Origin of the sequence: Ruminococcus sp. AF17-12, assembly GCF_003479245.1 — a bacterium.
Lineage (GTDB): Bacteria > Bacillota > Clostridia > Lachnospirales > Lachnospiraceae > Blautia_A > Blautia_A fusiformis.
Genome location: NZ_QUGY01000011.1, coordinates 125,427 through 144,909, shown reverse-complemented (window position 1 = coordinate 144,909; position 19,483 = coordinate 125,427). Strand labels below are relative to the sequence as shown.

The window sequence follows — 19,483 nt, the reverse complement described above, 5'->3', positions numbered from 1 at the left end:
TATCGACGGATATGTATTTATGAACTAATTGTTCTTTTTCAGTATACTACATCAGGGAAAGGAGAACAAGTGTTTCTTTTATACTATAGAGATTTTTTTGAGCAGATATGCTCAGATGTGCAATTCATCTCACCATCTGAAGAGGTGGGAGAATTCTTGCTACATTTGTTAAAAATTTTTCAGTGCAGCCCGAAGAATTGCTTCTACATCATCTGCCGGCACATCTTCCGGTACCTTTCGTACTGCACGAAGGGCATCTGCAGAACTGTATCCTAATGCGACAAGCGCCTCCACCGCTTCCTGACGACTATCCCTCAGATCAGATGCTCCCTCAGCTGCTTCTTCCTGCTGATGCGCCAGTTTCATCTCAAAAGCATCTTCCAACTTCAGCTTGTCTTTCAGCTCCAGGATCATTTTCTGGGCTGTCTTTTTCCCGATTCCAGGGGCCTTGGAGATTGTTTTTACATCATCGGAAAGCACTGCAAAACGAAGCTCGTCTGCACTGATCCCGGAAAGGATACCCAGAGCGCCTTTAGGTCCGACTCCGTTGACACCGATCAGAAGCTTGAACATGCCAAGATCATCCTTCGAAAAAAAACCATATAGTTGTAGAATATCCTCCCGCACATAGAGAAAGGTATGGATCTTCTTTTCATCGCCTATCCGTGCTTTCCCAAGATCCTGTCCTGTCATATAAATCTCATAACCAATTCCGCCATTTTCCACAACCAGACAATTTTCACCGATATCTGCTACAGTACCTTTTACAAAAGAAATCAAATCTCAAGGCTCCTTCCCTGAAACAGCTGAACATCTGTTTCCCATATGAACGCAATAGTAACATAATTTTCAAAAAAAATCAACCCGGAATACAATCTCCGGGTTGATCCTGTATACAAGCCTGTGATTCCTCTCGCTGTTTTCTATCACTGATTAAGGAAATCCTGATCCTCAAAATAATTGATCCGCATAGAAGAACGGACATCATGAAGCGTTGCGGCAGCTTTTTCTCTGGCAACCTCTGTACCGGCTTTCAGGATATCGAACACATCTTCGGTTCGCTGCTCCCACATTTTCCTTCTTTCACGGATCGGTCCAAGCTCTGCCTGCATAACATTATTCAGGAACTTCTTGACTTTCACATCACCAAGGCCACCTCTCTGATAGTGAGCCTTAAGTTCATCCAGATTCTGATACTCTGGCAGAAATTCAGCAAAATGTTCCGGGCGGCTAAAGGCATCCAGATAGATAAATACCGGATTTCCCTCTACACGACCAGGATCCTGAACACGAAGATGGTTCGGATCTGTAAACATGGACATGATCTTTTTCTTCACAACATCTTCTTCATCAGACAGATAGATGCAGTTTCCGAGAGATTTACTCATCTTAGCCTTTCCGTCAATTCCCGGAAGACGTAAGCATGCTTTATTGGAAGAAAGAACAATTTCCGGATCTGTCAGCGTATCACCGTAAACGGTATTGAATTTATGGACGATCTCCTTGCACTGCTCAAGCATCGGAAGCTGATCTTCACCTACCGGTACATGTGTTGCACGGAAAGCAGTAATATCAGCAGCCTGACTGATCGGATAGCAGAAAAAGCCTACCGGAATGCTGGCTTCAAAATTACGCATCTTAATCTCGGATTTAACGGTAGGATTACGCTGTACTCGTGCTACCGTAACCAGATTCATATAATAAAAGGTAAGTTCTGTCAGCTCCGGAACCATGGACTGGATAAAAATATTGGATTTCTCCGGATCAAGCCCGCATGCCAGATAGTCCAGAGCAACCTGAAGAATGTTATGACGTACTTTCTCCGGATGCTCTGCATTATCTGTAAGTGCCTGGGCATCTGCGATCATAATATAAATCTCATCATATAAGCCGGAATTCTGCAGCTTCACACGCTCTGCCAGAGATCCAACATAATGACCTACATGAAGGCGCCCCGTCGGGCGGTCGCCAGTTAAAATAATCTTACTCATGAATTTCGTTCTCCTTGAAGTATACTGAATATTTATATCCTATTATAGCCCCTTGAAATTCACCGGTCAAATATTTTTAACCGGAAACTGCAATTTTTCATTGAAATATAACCAAAAGTTTGTATGTATTTATTTTATTTATGCATTATCGGGCACAACATGCTTTATTCCAAAAAAAGAACTGCCATATCACTCGGAAAACTTCCGTGACAGGCAGTTCTTTTTTGTTTTACAGAATCACATGTCTTGGGCAAACTTCCTTACATTTACCGCAGCCTGTACACTTATCATAATCAATGTGTGCACAGAAATCGGTAACTGTGATCGCCTCGGACGGACAATTCTTTTCACATTTTTTACAGCCAATACAGCCAAGCTCACAGGCAGCTGTAACTGCCTTACCTTTTGCGTGGGAGCTGCAGGCTACACGTGTCTGTTTGTCATATGGTACCAGCTCGATCAGGTGACGCGGACATTTGGCAACACATTTGCCACAGGCTTTACATGCTTCCTGATCTACGACCGCGATACCATTCACTATATGGATCGCATCAAATGGACATGCCTTTACACAGCTTCCGAAGCCCATACATCCAAATGTACAGTTTTTTGCACCGCTGCCAGGGATGAAAGCCATCATCTCGCAGTCTTCCACACCTGTGTACTCATATTTCACAGTCGTCTTATCACAGGTTCCCGCACATTTTACAAAAGCAACCTGACGTGCGGTTTCTTTTACTTCCTGTCCCATGATCGCGCCAATCTTGGCTGCAACAGGAGCACCGCCAACCGGACACTGATCTACAGGAGCTTCTCCCTTTGCAATTGCGGCAGCGAGTCCGGAACATCCCGGATATCCACAACCACCACAGTTATTTCCCGGAAGAACGCCGAGAATGGCTTCTTCCTTTTCATCTACCTTAACGGTTAATTTCTTGTCTGCAAGTCCGAGGAAGATACCAATGAATAAACCAGTACCGCCGACAATGACTGCAGCCATAATAATTCCTGTTATACTCATGCTCTTCTTCCTCCTATACGATTCCGGAGAATCCAAAGAATGCAATAGCCATCAGTGCTGCCGTAAGCAGAACGATCGGCATACCCTGGAAGGATTCCGGAATATCGTTGTATTCCATTTTTTCACGGATTCCCGCAAGTAATACAATTGCGATCAGGTAACCTACACCTGTGGCAAATCCGTTGACAACACTTTCAAGAATGCTGTATTCATATTTAACATTGTTCAGTGCTACACCAAGAACTGCACAGTTTGTTGTGATCAGAGGAAGGTATACACCAAGTGCCTTGTAAAGGGATGGTACAAATTTCTTGAGAAACATTTCTACGATCTGTACCAGTGCCGCGATAACCAGGATAAATACGATCGTTTTCAGATACTCAAAATGGGTCGGTACCAGGATGAATTTATAAAGCAGTCCTGCAACAAAAGATGCAATAGTAATAACAAACACAACTGCACCACCCATGCCGGCTGCGGTTTCTGTTTTCTTGGAAACTCCAAGGAAAGAACAGATTCCCAGGAACTGACTCAATACAACGTTACTGCAAAGCGCAGAACCAATTGCGATCAACATCAAGCTTGCCATTTTCTATTCCCCCTTTTTATTCTTTGTCGGAAGGACATCCGCCGCAGGTCGCACAATTGGAGCCACAGCCGGACTGGATCTTGGAAACATCTTTGCCCTTCTTTGCCATGTTGATCTTTACTTTGTTCTGGATCGCTGCAAGTCCGGCAAGAACCAGAAATGCTCCAGGTGCAAGGATAAAGATAGTGATCGGGGTATAGCCGGCAGCACCGGTAGCTGCATCAGCAACCGGAATGATCTGTGCTCCGAAAGCCTTTCCGGAACCAAGGATCTCTCTTACAAGACCAATGGCAACCAGGCCCACTGTAAAGCCAAGACCCATTCCAAGTCCGTCAAAGATAGACGGAAGGACAGGGTTCTTGGAAGCATAACTCTCTGCACGTCCCAGAATGATACAGTTAACAACGATCAGTGGAATGTAAATTCCAAGTGACTCATAAAGAGAAGGAGTAAAGCCTTCCATCAGAAACTGTACGATAGTTACAAAAGATGCTACAACTACGATAAAGGCCGGCATTCTGACGGAGTCCGGAATAACCTTACGCAGCATGGAGATGAGCATGTTTGACATAACCAGAACTACGGTTGTGGAAAGTCCCATACCAATACCATTGATCGCAGAAGTCGTTACCGCAAGGGTAGGACACATACCAAGCATCAGGACGAAAATCGGATTTTCGGTTATAATGCCGTTTTTTAATCTTTCACCACAATTATTCATATTCAACTACCCTCCTAAAATGCGTTTTTGCAATAGCCGATAGCTGTATTGACTGCACCGGTAAAAGCTCTGGATGTGATGGTCGCACCACTGATAGCATCAATAGGCTCACCTTCGCCGCCGTCCTTGGATACATAGAATTTATCGGTATTCTTTCCAACATACTGTTCCTGGAACTTCGCTTCTGTAGCACGCATTCCAAGTCCGGCAGTCTCACTGATGGAAAGAATGGAAACGCCGCTGACGGTACCGTCTTTTGTTACACCAACTGTGATCTGGATATCACCGCCGTAACCCTCTTTATCGGTTACAGTTACTACATAGCCTTCATCTGCTGCTTCACAGACTTCATCTACGATTGCTTTGATTCCAAGATCTGCAACTGTTTTATCTGCTGCTTCCTTGTCTACATCTACAGCTTTAAAATCTTCCAGGCTTACATCACTGAATACAGTCTGCCATGCTTCTTTTTTTGCCTGTTCCTCGGTTCTTGCAATGGGTTCTTTGGTAACTTCGTAAACCAGTCCAAGGCCAAGGCCGGCAACTACTGTAATGATTGTAAGGATCAATGTATTTCTGATAATCTTACCCATTATTTCTTGCCTCCTTTTCCAAAAGCAACCGGTTTTGTTACTTTTTCAATAAGCGGAACCAGAAGATTGCAGAAAATGATCGCATAGGAAACACCCTCTGCGGAACCACCAAAGAGACGGAATACCGCTGTCACGATACCGAGGCAGCAGCCATATACCAGCTGACCTTTCGGAGTGATCGGCGTTGTCACATAATCGGTTGCCATAAACCAGGCTCCAAGCATCAGACCTCCTCCAAAGATATGGCTGAAAAGATAGTTTACATCAAAGCCTTTTCCTGTTCCCAACATATAGAAAATGACAAATACTGCAAAACTTCCAATATATGTAAGAGGTACCTTCAGATCGATGATCTTAAATGCGAGAAGGATCACTGCACCGATGAGGATCGCCAGGGCAGAAGTCTCACCGATGGTACCCTGGATATTACCAAGGAACAGATTCTTTACAGGAATAGAAGTCCCCTCAATGAATCCCTGGCTTTTAAGCGCTGCCAGAGGTGTTGCCTGTGTAACCGCATCTACAACAGCATGGGAGCTTTTGGAAACTGCAAAGTTGGTCATTTTTCCGGCAAAAGAGATCATAAGGAAACATCTTCCTGCAAGAGCCGGGTTCATAAAGTTCTGTCCAAGTCCACCGAACAGCTGTTTTACAACAATGATCGCAAAAGCACTGCCAAGGATCGGCATCCAGATCGGGATCTGGGGCGGCATGTTCAGTGCAAGCAGAAGTCCTGTTACAACTGCACTGAAATCAGTAGTTGTATTCTTTTTATGCATCAGTCGGTCATACAGCCATTCAAAAAACACACTGGATGCAACCGTCGCCAGCACTACAAGGAGTGCATGCACTCCAAAGTTCCAAATACCGAAAAGTGTTGTCGGCAGAAGTGCGATCACTACCAGCTGCATAATACGGCTGGTGGTCATTTTATCCCTGATATGGGGATTAGATGATACGTTATACATTTGTTCCATTGTTATTCCTCCCCCTATTTCTTTTTCTTGCGCTCTGCAAGAACCATTTTTCTCATAGATTTAATACTCTGAGTCAGAGGTCGTTTGGCCGGACAGATGTAACTGCAGCAGCCGCACTCGCAGCATTCCATACCATCCATTTTTTCGAAGCCTGCCATATCACCGTGTTCTGCAAGAGTTGCAAGGCGGGCCGGAACCACATGGCCCGGACAGACGCTTACACAACGTCCGCAATTGATACATGCAGTCTGGATCTGCTTCGCCTCGGAAACTGCGTCACGCTCCAGGAAAAGCAGGGAAGAAGTTGTCTTCGTACATGGAATATGAAGATCATACAGCGCAAATCCCATCATCGGTCCGCCGGAGATTGCTTTTGCGATCTTTTCCTTCAGTCCGCCTGCAGCATCTACCAGTTCAGACAGATCTGTGCCTGTAAGAACGGAAAAGTTCTTCGGTGTACGGATACCATCTCCGGTAACCGTTACATTACGGCTGATGACCGGCTGTCCAAGGATCACTGCCTTATAAACAGAAGTGACGGTCTCTACGTTATCAACCACGCATCCTACATCTGCCGGAAGCATAGTGGAATTGATCTCTCTGCCTGTTACCGCATAGATCAGTGTACGCTCACCACCCTGAGGGTATTTGGTCTTAAGCTCTTTTACTTCCATACGCTCTTTGCCTTTGATGGCTTCTTTCATCCTGGCAATACAATCCGGTTTGTTGTCCTCGATACAGATACATCCCACTGCCTTCGGGAAAGCTTTCAGGATTACTTCCAGACCACCAACAATGCTTTCCGGTTCTTCCATCATCCTTCGGTAGTCACTGGTAATATAAGGCTCACATTCCGCACCGTTGACCAGGATATGATCGATCTTGTCAGGTTCCTTTGGTGAAAGCTTTACATGTGTCGGGAAACCTGCACCACCCTGACCAACAACTCCGCCTTCCTGAATCCTTTTCAAGATATCCTCCTTGGAAAGATCCGAAAGCTTTGCAGGTGCATATTCCACAGATTCGTACAGACCGTCATTCTCAATGATGATTGCATCACCCATGGCGCCTACTGCGGTCAGACGTTTCTCGATTCCCTTTACGGTTCCTGATACAGACGAGTGTATCGGTGCGGAAACAAATCCTCCTGCTTCTGCGATTTTCTGTCCTGCAAGCACATGATCACCTTTTTTTACGATCGGCTTGGCCGGAGCTCCGATGTGCTGAGAAACAAGAATTGCCAGATCTCCCTTCGGCAGATACTTCTCGACAGGACAGTTTTTTGACAAATCTTTGCCGTCATAAGGATGGATACCACCCCTGAAGGTTAAAAATGCCATAGATCTCATCTCCTCCTTTATTTTTGCAAGTACATGTACATGGTATTTCTGCGTTGCGCATATACTCTTTTTTAAAGTTGATTCTGTGTTTCTGATTTTCCTTTTCTTATTTCATCCAAGACAAACAAGATCTACTTCGCTCCCATAAATCATTTCGCGAAACATTACCAGCGAACAGTAACAAAGTAGCTTCTGCTTTGAGCAGGATATGTATGAAAGATTGAATCCAGACACAATCCTGTGATATACTTCGGTAGAAGATATTCACCAGCTCGTAAAAAAGCTGTAAATGAATAACCAATTTATGAAGCGATAATAGTCATTTTTTCACTGTCAATCCCTACATAAATTCAGTACCATTTCCTGTTTTTTATCATCAACTCTACTAATAACTATAACTCATTTCACTTTAAATTGCACTATTGAAAAGCAATTTTTTTGTGTATAATCAGATACAATCCATAAAGGAGAAAATTAACATGATCGTTAAAAAAATGCCGATTTTACAAGGGTTTCCAGACTTTGAGACTGTTAAAAAATTGACTAAAAACCATAGATTTTCAGAGCGCTTTGTACCGCTTTTCTATGATATTGAAACTACAGGACTATCACGAAATTCCACTTTTCTGTATCTGATCGGTGCTGTAGCCTACGAAGAAAACAACTGGCAGATGTACCAGTGGATGATTGAAAACGAAGAGGAAGAATCTGAACTTCTGAAAACATTTTCTGGATTCCTTCAGGATTTTTCATGTACGATCCAATATAACGGTGACAGCTTTGACCAGCCTTATCTGGATGCACGATATCAGATCCACGGACTGCCTTCCCCTTTTGCAAAGCTGCCTTCTTTGGACCTTTACCGGGAACTAAAGCCGCTCAAGGGACTTCTGAAGCTTTCACGGATGAATCAGCCTTCTATGGAATCATTTCTCGGTATCACTGAACGGAACTACTGTGATGGGGGTGCCTGCATCCGCCTCTACAAACAATTCGCTTCCGGAAAGAAACCGGAAGCGGCAGAGATCGTTATGGGGCATAACCGGGAAGATCTTCTGGGACTTGGAAAAATATTCTCCATGCTATCCTATCTTGCTCTTTTCAATGAAGATTACGAAGCACTGGATTGTGAAATTCAAGACGATCAATTGGCCTTTACAATTAGAATGCATTACGATCTGCCTGTTGAATTTTCAAATCATAGTGAAGAATTCTACATAATCGGACAGAATAACCGTGTTCGTCTTCTTGTGAAGCTTCAAAATGGACGTTTAAAGCAATATTATTCCAATTATAAAGATTACGATTACATCCCTTCCGAAGACACTGCAATACCAAAAACCTTAAGTGCCTGCATGGATAAAAAGCTCCGAAGGCCTGCCAAAAGGGACAACTGTTACACCTGGTTTCCTGTAACAGAAGCTTTTCTTCATGATTCTTTAAAACAGAAAACCTATCTGAAACACTGCCTGCCATATTATCTTTCTGTTCTTAAATAATATCTCTGTTACGCAATTCCAATCAAAAAAAGGCCGTCACAATAAATGTGACGGCCTCTGAAATTCAAAATATTCAACTGCTGTACAGCTTCTGAGAAATTACTCCTCTGTCTGCTCTGCAGAATTATCCTCGAGTGCTTTCATGCTGAGGCTGATCTTTCTGTCTTCGCCATTGAAATCAACAACCTTAGCCTCGATCTCCTGACCGATGGAAAGTACATCAGATGGTTTCGCAACGTGCTCTCTGGAGATCTGAGATACATGAAGAAGAGCATCTACTCCAGGTGCAAGCTCAACAAATGCACCGAAATCTGTCATACGTGCAACTTTGCCCTTTACTACGTTTCCTACTGCGAAGTCCTCAGCAGCTGTAAGCCATGGGTTCTCCTCCGGGAATTTAAGGGAAAGTGCGATCTTGTCTCCGTTGATATCTTTGATAAGAACTGTAACTTTATCACCTACGTTGAATACCTTCTTCGGATTCTCTACTCTGCCCCAGGACATCTCAGAGATGTGAAGAAGTCCGTCTGCTCCGCCGAGGTCAATGAATGCACCGAAATCTGTAACATTCTTAACAACACCCTCAACTTTATCGCCTACGTTGATCTTAGCAAGAAGCTCTTTCTGTTTCTCAGCTTTCTCAGCAAGAAGAAGCTGTTTGCGGTTACCGATGATACGGCGTCTTCTTGGGTTGAACTCTGTGATAACGAACTCGATCTCCTGATCTGCATATTTGGAAAGATCTTTCTCATATGTGTCAGATACAAGGCTTGCAGGAATGAATACTCTTGCTTCCTCAACATTGACACAAAGACCACCGTCAAGTACCTGTGTTACAGGAGCCTTCAGAACCTCCTGGTTCTCAAATGCCTCCTCAAGACGTTTGTTGCCTTTCTCTGCTGCAAGACGTTTGTAGGTAAGTGTAACCTGTCCCTCTCCGTCGTTTACTTTGAGAACCTTTGCTTCCATGGTATCGCCAGGTTTAACAACGTCTGTAAGCACAACGCTTGAATCGTTTGTGTACTCGTTCTTTGTGATGATACCGTCTGCTTTATAGCCGATATTCAGGATGATCTCATCATCTTTAACATCGATGACGGTACCCTGTACGATCTCTCCATTTCTGATTGTTTTTACGGAATCTTCCAGCATCTGTTCAAAACTTAACTCTGACATGTTCTTGAACCTCCTCAATAATTTTCTTTGGGGTGGAAGCCCCTGCTGTAATACCTACACAACTACTGCATTGGAACATTTCAGAATCCAAGTCTACAGGTGTTTGTATATAGTAAGTATTTCCACATTCCTTTTTACATATTTCAAACAGCTTTTGAGTATTGGAGCTATGTCGGCCACCTACGACCAGCATAGTGTCTACCTCTCCGGCTATCGCTTTAGCTTCTTTCTGCCGTTCTTCGGTAGCATTACAAATAGTGTTTAAAATATTTAAAATATTTAAAACATTATTATCATAACTCTTTTTGCGAAGAATTTCAACTAATTCTTGAAATTTGTTGTAATTAAATGTCGTCTGTGACACTACACACACTTCTTTTTCCGGAGAAATGGTGAATCTTTCAGCATCTTCGGCATTTTTGATCACAGTGTACGGTCCCTGACACCATCCGCAGATTCCCTGAACTTCCGGGTGATCCGGGTCACCAATGATCACAATATGGGCACCTCTGGCACTTTCTCTCTCAACGATCTTGTGGATCTTCAGCACAAAAGGACAGGTGACATCCACATACCCGAGGCCATATTTTTTAATCTTGTCATAGACTTTACGGCCGACTCCGTGGGAACGTATCACAACGGTGCCATCTTTTAAAGTGGCAAGATCCTCCTCGCTGATCACAGCCACGCCTTTTTTTTCCAGATCTGAGACGACTTCCTCATTATGGATGATCGGGCCCAGTGTGTAGATCGGTGCAGCATCGGAACCGATCAGGTCATAAACACGGTCTACTGCTCTCTGTACGCCAAAACAGAATCCGGCAGTTTCTGCAACTTTTACCTTCATCAATTCACCTTTTTCCTGTATACAGAAAGGATACTCTCAACCACTTCCTCAATCCCCATCTCTGAAGAATCAACAAGAACTGCATCCTCTGCCTGTTTAAGCGGGGAAACGGCGCGGCTCATATCTCTCTCATCTCTGTCAATGATATCTTTCAGGATCTCATCCATATCGCAGGCTTCACCCTTCTCTGTAAGTTCCAGATATCTTCTGTTTGCGCGGGTTTTGGCACTTGCAGTCAAAAAGATTTTTACTTCTGCATTGGGAAGAATAGTGGTTCCGATATCTCTTCCGTCCATAACTACATTGTTCTCGGCCGCAAGGTTGCGCTGCAGTTTCAGAAGATGCGCGCGCACTTCCGGATTGGCAGAACTTACCGATGCCATATTTCCAACCTCTTCCTTACGGAGAAATGCCGTTACATTCTTTCCATTAAGAATCACCTGCTGTTCTCCATTCTCGTAACGGATAGAAATATCTGCATCATGACATGCTTTGGAGATATTTTCATCACCGCTGATTCCTTTTTCCAGAAGATAAAATGCCATGGCCCGGTACATTGCTCCTGTATCTACATAGATAAAGGACAGCTCCTTTGCCACTTTTTTTGCAATTGTGCTTTTTCCTGCACCTGCCGGTCCGTCAATTGCAATATTAATACCCATAATCAAATGCTCCCTTCCTCTTTTCTGTTATTCGATCGCCTGTGCTGCCGCATATGCTGTAGACCACGCGATCTGAAGATTATAGCCACCGGTCACTGCATCCAGGTCAAGCACTTCGCCTGTAAAATACAGATTTTTTACTTTTTTGGATTCCATCGTGGATGGCTGTATCTCTTTTACTGACACACCGCCTCTTGTGATGATCGCTTCCTTAAACTCTCCCATTCCCGTGATCGTAAATGGAAAAGCTTTGATCAGACGGCCAAAAGCCTGACGCTCTTCCCTGGAGATCTCATGTACCGGTTTTTCCCCGGGGATACCGCCAATTTCGATCATGATCGGAGTCAGAGAAGACGGAAAAAGAACACCGATCACATTTTTAAATTGCTTGTTATGATTTGCATCAAATTCACGCAGGATCCGGGCGTCAAGCTGTTCTGCATCAAGCGCCGGCTTCAGATCCAGGAAAGCCTCCAAAGGCTCCTTTTCCAGCTTTTTGCCGATCTGGGCACTGGCGGAAAGGATCAGCGGTCCTGTCACTCCGAAATGAGTAAACATCATCTCGCCGAAATCTTTATAGAGAACTTTTTTGCCGGATTTTACTGTAAGCTCCACATTCCGAAGGGAAAGGCCCTGAAGTTTGGAGACATAATCTTCTTTTGCCACCAGTGGTACCAGTGATGGTGACTGGGAAACAACTTTATGTCCCGTTTCAGCAGCAAAACGATATCCATCTCCTGTGGAACCTGTGGACGGGTAGGAAAGCCCTCCTGTGGCAACTACCACAGTATCCGCTTCAAAAAAGGTACCGTCCGAAAGTAATACACCGGTAACTTTTTCATCCTGTGTACAAACTTCCTTTACCTCTGTATGAAGATGGATCTGCGCTCCGGATTTTTTCAGTTCCCGCTCAAGCGCACGGATAATATCTGATGAATGATCCGATACCGGAAAAACCCGGTTTCCACGCTCTGTTTTCAGCGGCACTCCTGCCTCCTCAAAAAATTCCATCACATCTCTGCTTCCATAGGTGTAGAAAGCACTGTAAAGAAATTTGCGGTTTGACATCACTGCCGGAAAAAGTTCTTCGGTATCGGAATCATTGGTGACGTTGCATCGTCCCTTTCCGGTGATGAAAAGCTTTTTTCCGAGTTTCTCATTTTTTTCCAGTATGTGAACCTGGTGTCCTCTGCGCGCAGCATATACACCGCAGAGCATTCCGGCGGCACCGCCGCCTATGATCGCAACTTTGGACATTACCTGTTATCCTGCCTTTTTTATCTTTTTTATGCACAAAGGAGCCTGCATACAGCAAGCTCCTTTTCCTGTTTTGAAATGCATCTGCATTTCTATGTGTGCTTTATACCGGGTATGCGCCGTTCTTGGTATCTGCTACAGTCTCATCAACTTTTGTCTTCTGAGCCTGGCGATATTTAAAGAAGTCCATGGCAACCTGCGGGAACAGTGCATATGTGAGAACATCCTCATCCTGCTCCTTGTACTGTACCATCTCGCTCTCAAGCTTATCAAGCTCATCCTCCAGAAGATCTGCCGGACGGCATGTGATCGGTTCAATATCTCCGATACATTTTTTCTGTACTTCCGGATTGAACGGTCTGGCTGTTGCGCCATACTTACCACTTAACACGTCTTTTGTCTCTTTTGTGACAACCTTGTAACGCTCGCCCATGATCACGTTAAATACAGCCTGTGTACCAACGATCTGAGAGGACGGTGTAACAAGCGGTGGCTCACCAAGGTCTTTACGTACACGCGGAACTTCCTCAAGTACTTCGTAGAATTTATCCTCGGCATGCTGCTCTTTCAGCTGTGATGTCAGGTTGGAAAGCATTCCGCCTGGTACCTGATACAGAAGAGTCTTGATGTTTACACCAAGGTTCTTCGGATTGAGAAGACCTGTATCAAGAGCCTCATCACGCATCGGACGGAAGTAGTCAGCGATCTCAGCGAGAAGCTGCTGATCAAATCCTGTATCATATGGTGTTCCCTTGAAGGTCTCAACCATAACCTCTGTTGCCGGCTGGGATGTTCCAAGCGCAAATGGTGACATAGCTGTGTCGATGATGTCAACGCCAGCCTCTACTGCTTTCATGTATGTCATGGAAGCAACACCGGATGTATAGTGAGAATGAAGATCGATCGGGATCTTAACAGTCTCTTTGAGAGCCTGAACAAGCTCTGTAGCCTTGTACGGAACAAGAAGTCCTGCCATATCTTTGATACAGATGGAATCTGCACCCATATCCTCGATACGTTTTGCAAGGTCTGTCCAGTAATCCAGTGTGTAAGCATCTCCAAGTGTGTAAGCCATTGCAACCTGTGCATGTGCTTTTTCCTTGTTTGCTGCCTTTACAGCTGTCTGAAGGTTACGAAGGTCATTCATACAGTCAAAGATACGAATGATATCGATACCGTTAGCTGCGGATTTCTGTACAAAATATTCTACTACATCATCTGCATATGGACGATATCCAAGGATATTCTGTCCACGGAACAGCATCTGAAGTTTTGTATTTTTGAAGCCGTCGCGAAGCTTACGAAGTCTTTCCCACGGATCCTCTTTCAGGAAACGTAAGGAAGCATCGAAAGTAGCACCGCCCCAGCACTCTACTGCATAGTAGCCGACTTTATCAAGCTTCTCAATGATCGGAAGCATCTGCTCTGTGCTCATACGTGTAGCGATCAGGGACTGATGAGCGTCACGCAGGATCGTTTCCACAACTTTCACAGGTTTTTTCTCTATTTCTGCCATAATTATTCTCCTTACAAAATTTTATAAGACAATGGGTTAGACGCCAAAGATCGCCATGAATGTACCGGCAGCAACCGCTGTACCGATAACACCAGCAACGTTCGGTCCCATCGCATGCATCAGCAGGAAGTTTGTAGGATCTGCCTCAGCACCAACCTTCTGGGATACACGGGCTGCCATAGGAACGGCAGAAACACCGGCTGATCCGATCAGAGGATTGATCTTTCCGTGAGTAACCTTGCAGAGAAGCTTACCAAGCATAACACCACCAAAAGTACCGCAGGCAAAGGCAACAAGACCAAGAACTACGATCTTCAGTGTATCTACGTTCAGGAACGCCTCAGCACTTGTGGAAGCACCTACAGATGTTCCGAGAAGGATTACTACGATGTACATAAGAGCGTTGGAAGCTGTTTCAGAAAGCTGTTTAACAACTCCGGACTCACGGAACAGGTTTCCGAGCATCAGCATACCAACAAGGGGAGCTGTTGTCGGAAGGATCAGGCAAACAACGATTGTGATAACGATCGGGAAAAGGATCTTCTCAAGTTTTGTAACAGGACGGAGCTGCGCCATTTTGATCTTACGCTCTTTCTCTGTTGTGAAAGCCTTCATGATCGGAGGCTGGATGATCGGTACCAGGGACATATAGGAATATGCTGCTACTGCGATCGGTCCCATAAGAGAAGACTGTCCAAGCTTACCTGCAAGGAAAATGGAAGTCGGGCCGTCAGCACCACCGATGATAGAGATCGCTGCTGCTGCTTTACCATTAAATCCAAGGAAAATTGCAAGGAAGTATGCAAGGTAAATACCAAGCTGTGCAGCTGCTCCCATCAGGAAGCTGATCGGGTTTGCAATCAGCGGACCGAAGTCTGTCATCGCACCGACACCCAGGAAGATCAGTGAAGGAAGAATACTCCACTCATCCATTAAGTAAAAATAATGAAGAAGTCCGCCAACGCCATTGGATGAATCCTCAATGCTCAGCATAATGTCCGGATAAATATTTACCAGAAGCATACCAAAAGCGATCGGAACCAACAGCAGCGGCTCAAAACCATGTTTAATGGCAAGATATAAGAACACACATGCCACTGCGATCATCAGGTAGTTTCCCCAGGTAAGGTTGAAAAATGCTGTCTGATGGATCAGGTTTGACAGGGTATTTGTTACATAAGACATTTGTCTACCTCCTGTTTAGTTCATTGTTGCAAGAGTATCTCCATTTTCAACGGCAGCACCCTCTGCAACATCGATGCTGGCGATTGTTCCATCCTGAGGAGCAACAACCGGGATCTCCATCTTCATGGACTCAACGATCACTACGCTGTCACCAGCTTTTACGCTCTGTCCAACAGATGCAACGATTTTTACAACTTTTCCAGGAACGGCTGCGGAAACCTTAACAGAACCTGCGCCTGCTGCCGGTGCTGCTGCCTTAGGTGCTGCTGCCGGTGCTGCCTTAGGTGCCGGTGCTGCTGCCTTAGGTGCTGCTGCAACTGGAGCTGCTGCGTTTCCGTTCTCTTCTACAGTAACTTCATATGCTGTTCCGTTAACAGTAATTGTATAACTCTTCATTTTAAAATCCTCCTAAATAATGATTATCTTTTTCTGCGGTTGATCTTACGGATGGAGCGGACTACAAATCCGTCTGTGCTTGTCTTTCCTTCAGAAGCAGCAATCGCTGCTGCAATCACGGCAACAAGCTCATCATCATCTGTAACATCCTCTACGACTGGCTCAGCAACTGGTGCTGCAGCGGCTGGTGCCGGTGCTGCTGCTGCCGGTGCCGGTGCGCTCTCTTTTTTCTTTCCTTCCACAAGGCCAGGAATATATTTGAAAAGAGAGATCACAAAGATCAGGAATGCCAGGATCACAAATACGGTACCAAGACCCATCAGTGTGTTCAGGGCTGCCTTCTCCATATTCTGTGCCAGTGTATAATTCACATCAACAGTAAGAGAAGTCGGTGTTCCTGATTTATCAAATACATAAGTGAAATTCGCTTTGTTTTTCTCGAAGGATACCGGAACAACAACGGTATACTGATCATCGGAATACTCCACTGTGATATCTTTCTCCTCGATATCACCTTTTTTCTCACCAAGCTCTTCTCTGGAGCCATCCCATGCACTTGCAGCACTCTGTGTGAAAGCATCCTCTGATTCCAGATATCCCTGGATATCATCCTCGGACATTGCGATGATCGCATCCGTCAGGCCCTTGGTTGTTGTGACAAGCTGACTCTTTACAGAATCATCAATCTCATCAGCAGCCCATGCAGTAGCTGTGCATCCGATCAGAAGTGCAGCTACGCAAAGAAGTGCCATGCAGACAGAAGAGATCTTTTTATAAAACTGTCTCATACGCTCACCTCACTTAGACTGTTCCATGCTTTTTGGATGGACGGTCTTCCCTTTTTGTGAACAGCATCTCAAAAGCACCGATTACATATTTTCTTGTATCTTCTGCTTTGATCACAGTATCCACATATCCTCTTGCTGCTGCAGATGCGATACCGTTCTGGAGTTCTTTGTACTCAGCTGCCTTCTCATTCAGTGTAGAAGCGTCAGCTCCCTCATACATGATCTTTGCTGCAAGGGAAGCATCCATCATACCGATCTCAGCTGTATCCCATGCATAAACCATATCTGCTCCGACAGATTTGCTGTTCATGGCAACGTATGCAGTTCCGTATGCTTTACCAATTACAACATTTACCTTCGGTACAGTCGCAGATGCAAAAGCATGTACCATCTCACCCACAGATTTAGCCATCATCTTCTCATTGCAGAGTGTAGCTTTAAATCCTGTTACATTAGTAAGAGTAAGTACCGGAATCTCAAAAGCATCACAGAATTTTACGAAGTCTGCTGCTTTTCTTGCACCTCTTGCAGAAAGAGTTCCGTCGGAAATCTCTGTCTTATTGCCATCAGCATCGTAAGATTCGCTTCTGTTTGCAACAGCGCCAACGGTAGCTCCGTTCAGACGAAGGAAGCCTGTTACGACATCCTGGCCGTAAGCTGCCTTTGTTTCAAAAAACTCACCATTATCAGCGATTCTTGAAAGCGCAATAGCTGTGTCGCCTGTGCAGCCTGCAATATCATCACATACTCTGTTCAGGTCATCTGTGCATTCCTTGAAGCTGTCATTGTCTTCATTGTTCTCTGGAAGCATGCTGACCAGTGTACGGATCTGTCCAAGGATCTCCTCTTCTGTTCCGATGCCGTCAACAAGTCCTGTCTCCTCGCTCTGGAACTGTGCGGAAGCTGAATCGCATTTTTCCACTCTGTTTCCTTCCAGTGCATTTGGAGTGTTTACAAACAGTCTGCCCTTCTTCTCCTCTACAAATGTAAAGTCTGTAAGAGCCGGTACAACTGCCATTCCACCGCCGCATGTTCCGAAAACAGCAGTGATCTGTGGAATAACACCGGATGCCAGTGTCTGTTTCAGATAGATCTCACCAAATGCCTCAAGTGCATCGGTAGCCTCCTGAAGACGAAGTCCCGCACAGTCTACAAGACCGATAACCGGTGCTCCAACTTTCAGAGCGAGATCATAAATTTTGGCGATCTTTTTGGCATGCATCTCACCAACTGTTCCGTTCAGTACAGATGCATCCTGGCTGTATACATACACCAGACTGCCGTCAATCACACCATATCCGGTGATCACACCGTCTGAAGGTGCTTTTTTTTCAGTCATGTTGAAATCCGTAGCTCTGGCTGTGACAGCCTGTCCGATCTCAACAAAACTGTTGGCGTCAAGCAGGGAATCGATCCTTGCAGCCGCTACGCTTTGTGTCGCATTACTCATTATACTATGCCCTCCATTTTTTTATTAATATAACCAAAAATTCAGCCGAGTATAATTGTACCTTTTTTTTGCAGAAAATTCAATACTTTTCGTCACGAACGTTAAAAAATTAACCCCTGACATATGCCAGGGGTCGCTAAATTAATGGAAATAATCCTTAAATACTTTATCCACATACCATTTATAGGTAATTCTGTCGATTTTGTCATCGGCGGTTACAAGGCAGGAAAGGAGTTCTTTTCCGTTGAGCTTTGCATGGAGTGTACCGATCTTCTGGTTTTTCTGTATTGGTGCCGGGAGCTTATCCGGAAGCTCCGTTTCCCATGTGATCGTTTCTGTTTTTTTCAGAAGATATCTTTTCTCACGATCTTTTTCAGAAAGTACTGCGTGTATTTTCAGCATAACCTGTTTGGGAGGATATCCGGAATGATCGGACTTTTGCGGATATGGATCTTCTTTTCCCGGTGCTGCTTCTGTTACCGGGATCTCAGGCAGCTGCGGAAGCTCCGGCAGCATCATATACTGATAATTTTCCCTGCCATAGGAAAGGAGCTTCTTAGTATCGCTCCATTTATAATTTTTATTTCCGGGCCATCCGCATCCCAGAAGAGCCACGATAAATAATCGCTCGTCCTGTCGGACTGCGCAGACATAACAATATCCGGCATTTCCTGTAAATCCTGTTTTTCCGGAGATCACTCCTGTTTCCATATCCAGGAAAGCATTGGTATTATGTACCGAATAATGCTTTTTTCCTGAGATATCCGTGAAAGTATAATCTCTAGTCTGGGTAATATGGACAAATGTTGCATTTTTTATTGCATACGCCATGATCAAGGCAAGATCCCGGGCTGTTGTATGATGGATACCGCCTTCATCTTCTCCATCCAGACCATTGGGTGTAACAAAATGTGTGTCCTTACATCCCAGCTCTTTTGCTTTTTCATTCATCTTCTCTGCAAAACCTTCTACGGAGCCACCGATATGTTCCGCGATGGCCACTGCGGAATCATTATGGCTTTTCAGCATCAGTGAATAGAGAAGATCCTCCAGATAAAACTGCTGGCCTTCCCGCATGCCAAGACGTGTCTGTGGCTGAGATGCCGCATTCCCGGAAACCTGTACGTAATCATCTCCCTTTGCCAGCTCCAGAGCAAGAATACAGGTCATTACCTTTGTGGTGCTGGCATTCGGCCGTCCTTTGTATGCTTCTTTTCCGTACAGCACACGGCCGTTCTCCCCATCCATAAGAACTGCAGAAAGTGCATATAGATTTTCGTCATCTGCCGCCTTTACCGGAAAGATCTGACAAATAATAAGGACCGCTGTCACCAGCACGACAGCGGCCATACGCCGTTTGCTCATAATGCATCACCCCGTACACGGTTCATATAACTGTTTACAGTAACTGTTATATTTAATTTTATGCGGGGATAGCATTCAGATATCACTTGTATCTGTTGTCTGCCGGGATC

At 44.8% G+C, this 19,483-nt stretch carries 19 protein-coding genes; 1 reads left to right on the top strand and 18 read right to left on the bottom strand.

All coding sequences use genetic code 11. The features are described 5' to 3' along the window. Window positions 1-168 precede the first annotated feature (168 nt). From ruvA to rsxC, 8 genes are all read right to left on the bottom strand, one after another. Window positions 169-780 carry a Holliday junction branch migration protein RuvA gene (gene ruvA / locus DWW77_RS12915; RefSeq protein ID WP_022426699.1) on the bottom strand — a complete coding sequence of 204 codons (612 nt, stop codon included), beginning with the start codon at window positions 778-780 and terminating at the stop codon, window positions 169-171. A 146-nt stretch (window positions 781-926) separates the two neighbouring features. Beyond that, window positions 927-1,991, bottom strand: a complete 1,065-nt coding sequence (gene trpS / locus DWW77_RS12910; protein WP_015524886.1) for a tryptophan--tRNA ligase — start codon at window positions 1,989-1,991, stop codon at window positions 927-929. 229 nt (window positions 1,992-2,220) lie between these two features. Further along, complete coding sequence (locus DWW77_RS12905; protein ID WP_118608844.1) at window positions 2,221-3,012, bottom strand: RnfABCDGE type electron transport complex subunit B; 792 nt, start codon at window positions 3,010-3,012, stop codon at window positions 2,221-2,223. A gap of 13 nt (window positions 3,013-3,025) precedes the next feature. Beyond that, window positions 3,026-3,601: an electron transport complex protein RnfA gene (locus DWW77_RS12900; RefSeq protein WP_015524884.1), complete on the bottom strand. Its 576-nt coding sequence runs from the start codon at window positions 3,599-3,601 to the stop codon at window positions 3,026-3,028. 16 nt (window positions 3,602-3,617) lie between these two features. Beyond that, window positions 3,618-4,322 (bottom strand): electron transport complex subunit RsxE, encoded by a 705-nt coding sequence (rsxE, locus tag DWW77_RS12895; protein ID WP_015524883.1) that lies wholly within the window; start codon window positions 4,320-4,322, stop codon window positions 3,618-3,620. Between the two features lie 14 nt (window positions 4,323-4,336). Then, window positions 4,337-4,915 carry an RnfABCDGE type electron transport complex subunit G gene (locus tag DWW77_RS12890; RefSeq protein ID WP_118608843.1) on the bottom strand — a complete coding sequence of 193 codons (579 nt, stop codon included), beginning with the start codon at window positions 4,913-4,915 and terminating at the stop codon, window positions 4,337-4,339. Next, window positions 4,915-5,892, bottom strand: a complete 978-nt coding sequence (locus DWW77_RS12885) for an RnfABCDGE type electron transport complex subunit D (RefSeq protein ID WP_021650508.1) — start codon at window positions 5,890-5,892, stop codon at window positions 4,915-4,917. The genes DWW77_RS12890 and DWW77_RS12885 overlap by 1 nt, the downstream gene beginning before the upstream one ends. A 14-nt stretch (window positions 5,893-5,906) precedes the next feature. Further along, window positions 5,907-7,232, bottom strand: a complete 1,326-nt coding sequence (gene rsxC, locus DWW77_RS12880; RefSeq protein ID WP_021650509.1) for an electron transport complex subunit RsxC — start codon at window positions 7,230-7,232, stop codon at window positions 5,907-5,909. A gap of 479 nt (window positions 7,233-7,711) precedes the next feature. Between rsxC and DWW77_RS12875 the strand changes: the two genes are divergently transcribed. After that, window positions 7,712-8,731 (top strand): ribonuclease H-like domain-containing protein, encoded by a 1,020-nt coding sequence (locus DWW77_RS12875; protein ID WP_118608842.1) that lies wholly within the window; start codon window positions 7,712-7,714, stop codon window positions 8,729-8,731. Between the two features lie 99 nt (window positions 8,732-8,830). Here DWW77_RS12875 and rpsA read toward each other — a convergent pair whose 3' ends face one another. The 10 genes from rpsA to DWW77_RS12825 form a co-directional block, all read right to left on the bottom strand. Then, a complete protein-coding gene (gene rpsA / locus DWW77_RS12870; RefSeq protein WP_015524876.1) occupies window positions 8,831-9,907 on the bottom strand; it encodes a 30S ribosomal protein S1 in 1,077 nt (358 codons plus the stop codon). Beyond that, window positions 9,888-10,754, bottom strand: coding sequence for a 4-hydroxy-3-methylbut-2-enyl diphosphate reductase (gene ispH / locus DWW77_RS12865; RefSeq protein ID WP_118062937.1), 867 nt, complete (start codon window positions 10,752-10,754; stop codon window positions 9,888-9,890). Before ispH ends, rpsA begins: the two co-directional genes overlap by 20 nt. Then, entirely contained in the window at window positions 10,754-11,416 is a 663-nt protein-coding gene (gene cmk, locus DWW77_RS12860; RefSeq protein WP_118062939.1) for a (d)CMP kinase, read from the bottom strand. The genes ispH and cmk overlap by 1 nt, the downstream gene beginning before the upstream one ends. A gap of 27 nt (window positions 11,417-11,443) precedes the next feature. Further along, the gene (locus tag DWW77_RS12855) at window positions 11,444-12,673 is read right to left on the bottom strand and encodes a BaiN/RdsA family NAD(P)/FAD-dependent oxidoreductase (protein ID WP_118608841.1); all 1,230 of its coding nucleotides are present in this window, start codon (window positions 12,671-12,673) and stop codon (window positions 11,444-11,446) included. A 103-nt stretch (window positions 12,674-12,776) separates the two neighbouring features. Beyond that, window positions 12,777-14,189 carry an oxaloacetate decarboxylase subunit alpha gene (locus tag DWW77_RS12850; RefSeq protein ID WP_118608840.1) on the bottom strand — a complete coding sequence of 471 codons (1,413 nt, stop codon included), beginning with the start codon at window positions 14,187-14,189 and terminating at the stop codon, window positions 12,777-12,779. Window positions 14,190-14,225: 36 nt separating this feature from the next. Next, window positions 14,226-15,374 carry a sodium ion-translocating decarboxylase subunit beta gene (locus DWW77_RS12845; RefSeq protein ID WP_015524871.1) on the bottom strand — a complete coding sequence of 383 codons (1,149 nt, stop codon included), beginning with the start codon at window positions 15,372-15,374 and terminating at the stop codon, window positions 14,226-14,228. Between the two features lie 15 nt (window positions 15,375-15,389). Next, window positions 15,390-15,770: a biotin/lipoyl-containing protein gene (locus DWW77_RS12840; RefSeq protein WP_015524870.1), complete on the bottom strand. Its 381-nt coding sequence runs from the start codon at window positions 15,768-15,770 to the stop codon at window positions 15,390-15,392. Between the two features lie 23 nt (window positions 15,771-15,793). Then, window positions 15,794-16,558 carry an OadG family transporter subunit gene (locus tag DWW77_RS12835; RefSeq protein ID WP_118608839.1) on the bottom strand — a complete coding sequence of 255 codons (765 nt, stop codon included), beginning with the start codon at window positions 16,556-16,558 and terminating at the stop codon, window positions 15,794-15,796. 13 nt (window positions 16,559-16,571) lie between these two features. Continuing rightward, entirely contained in the window at window positions 16,572-18,008 is a 1,437-nt protein-coding gene (locus tag DWW77_RS12830) for an acyl-CoA carboxylase subunit beta (protein WP_022426761.1), read from the bottom strand. 141 nt (window positions 18,009-18,149) lie between these two features. Further along, window positions 18,150-19,373 carry a D-alanyl-D-alanine carboxypeptidase family protein gene (locus DWW77_RS12825; protein ID WP_235812345.1) on the bottom strand — a complete coding sequence of 408 codons (1,224 nt, stop codon included), beginning with the start codon at window positions 19,371-19,373 and terminating at the stop codon, window positions 18,150-18,152. Window positions 19,374-19,483: the final 110 nt, after the last annotated feature.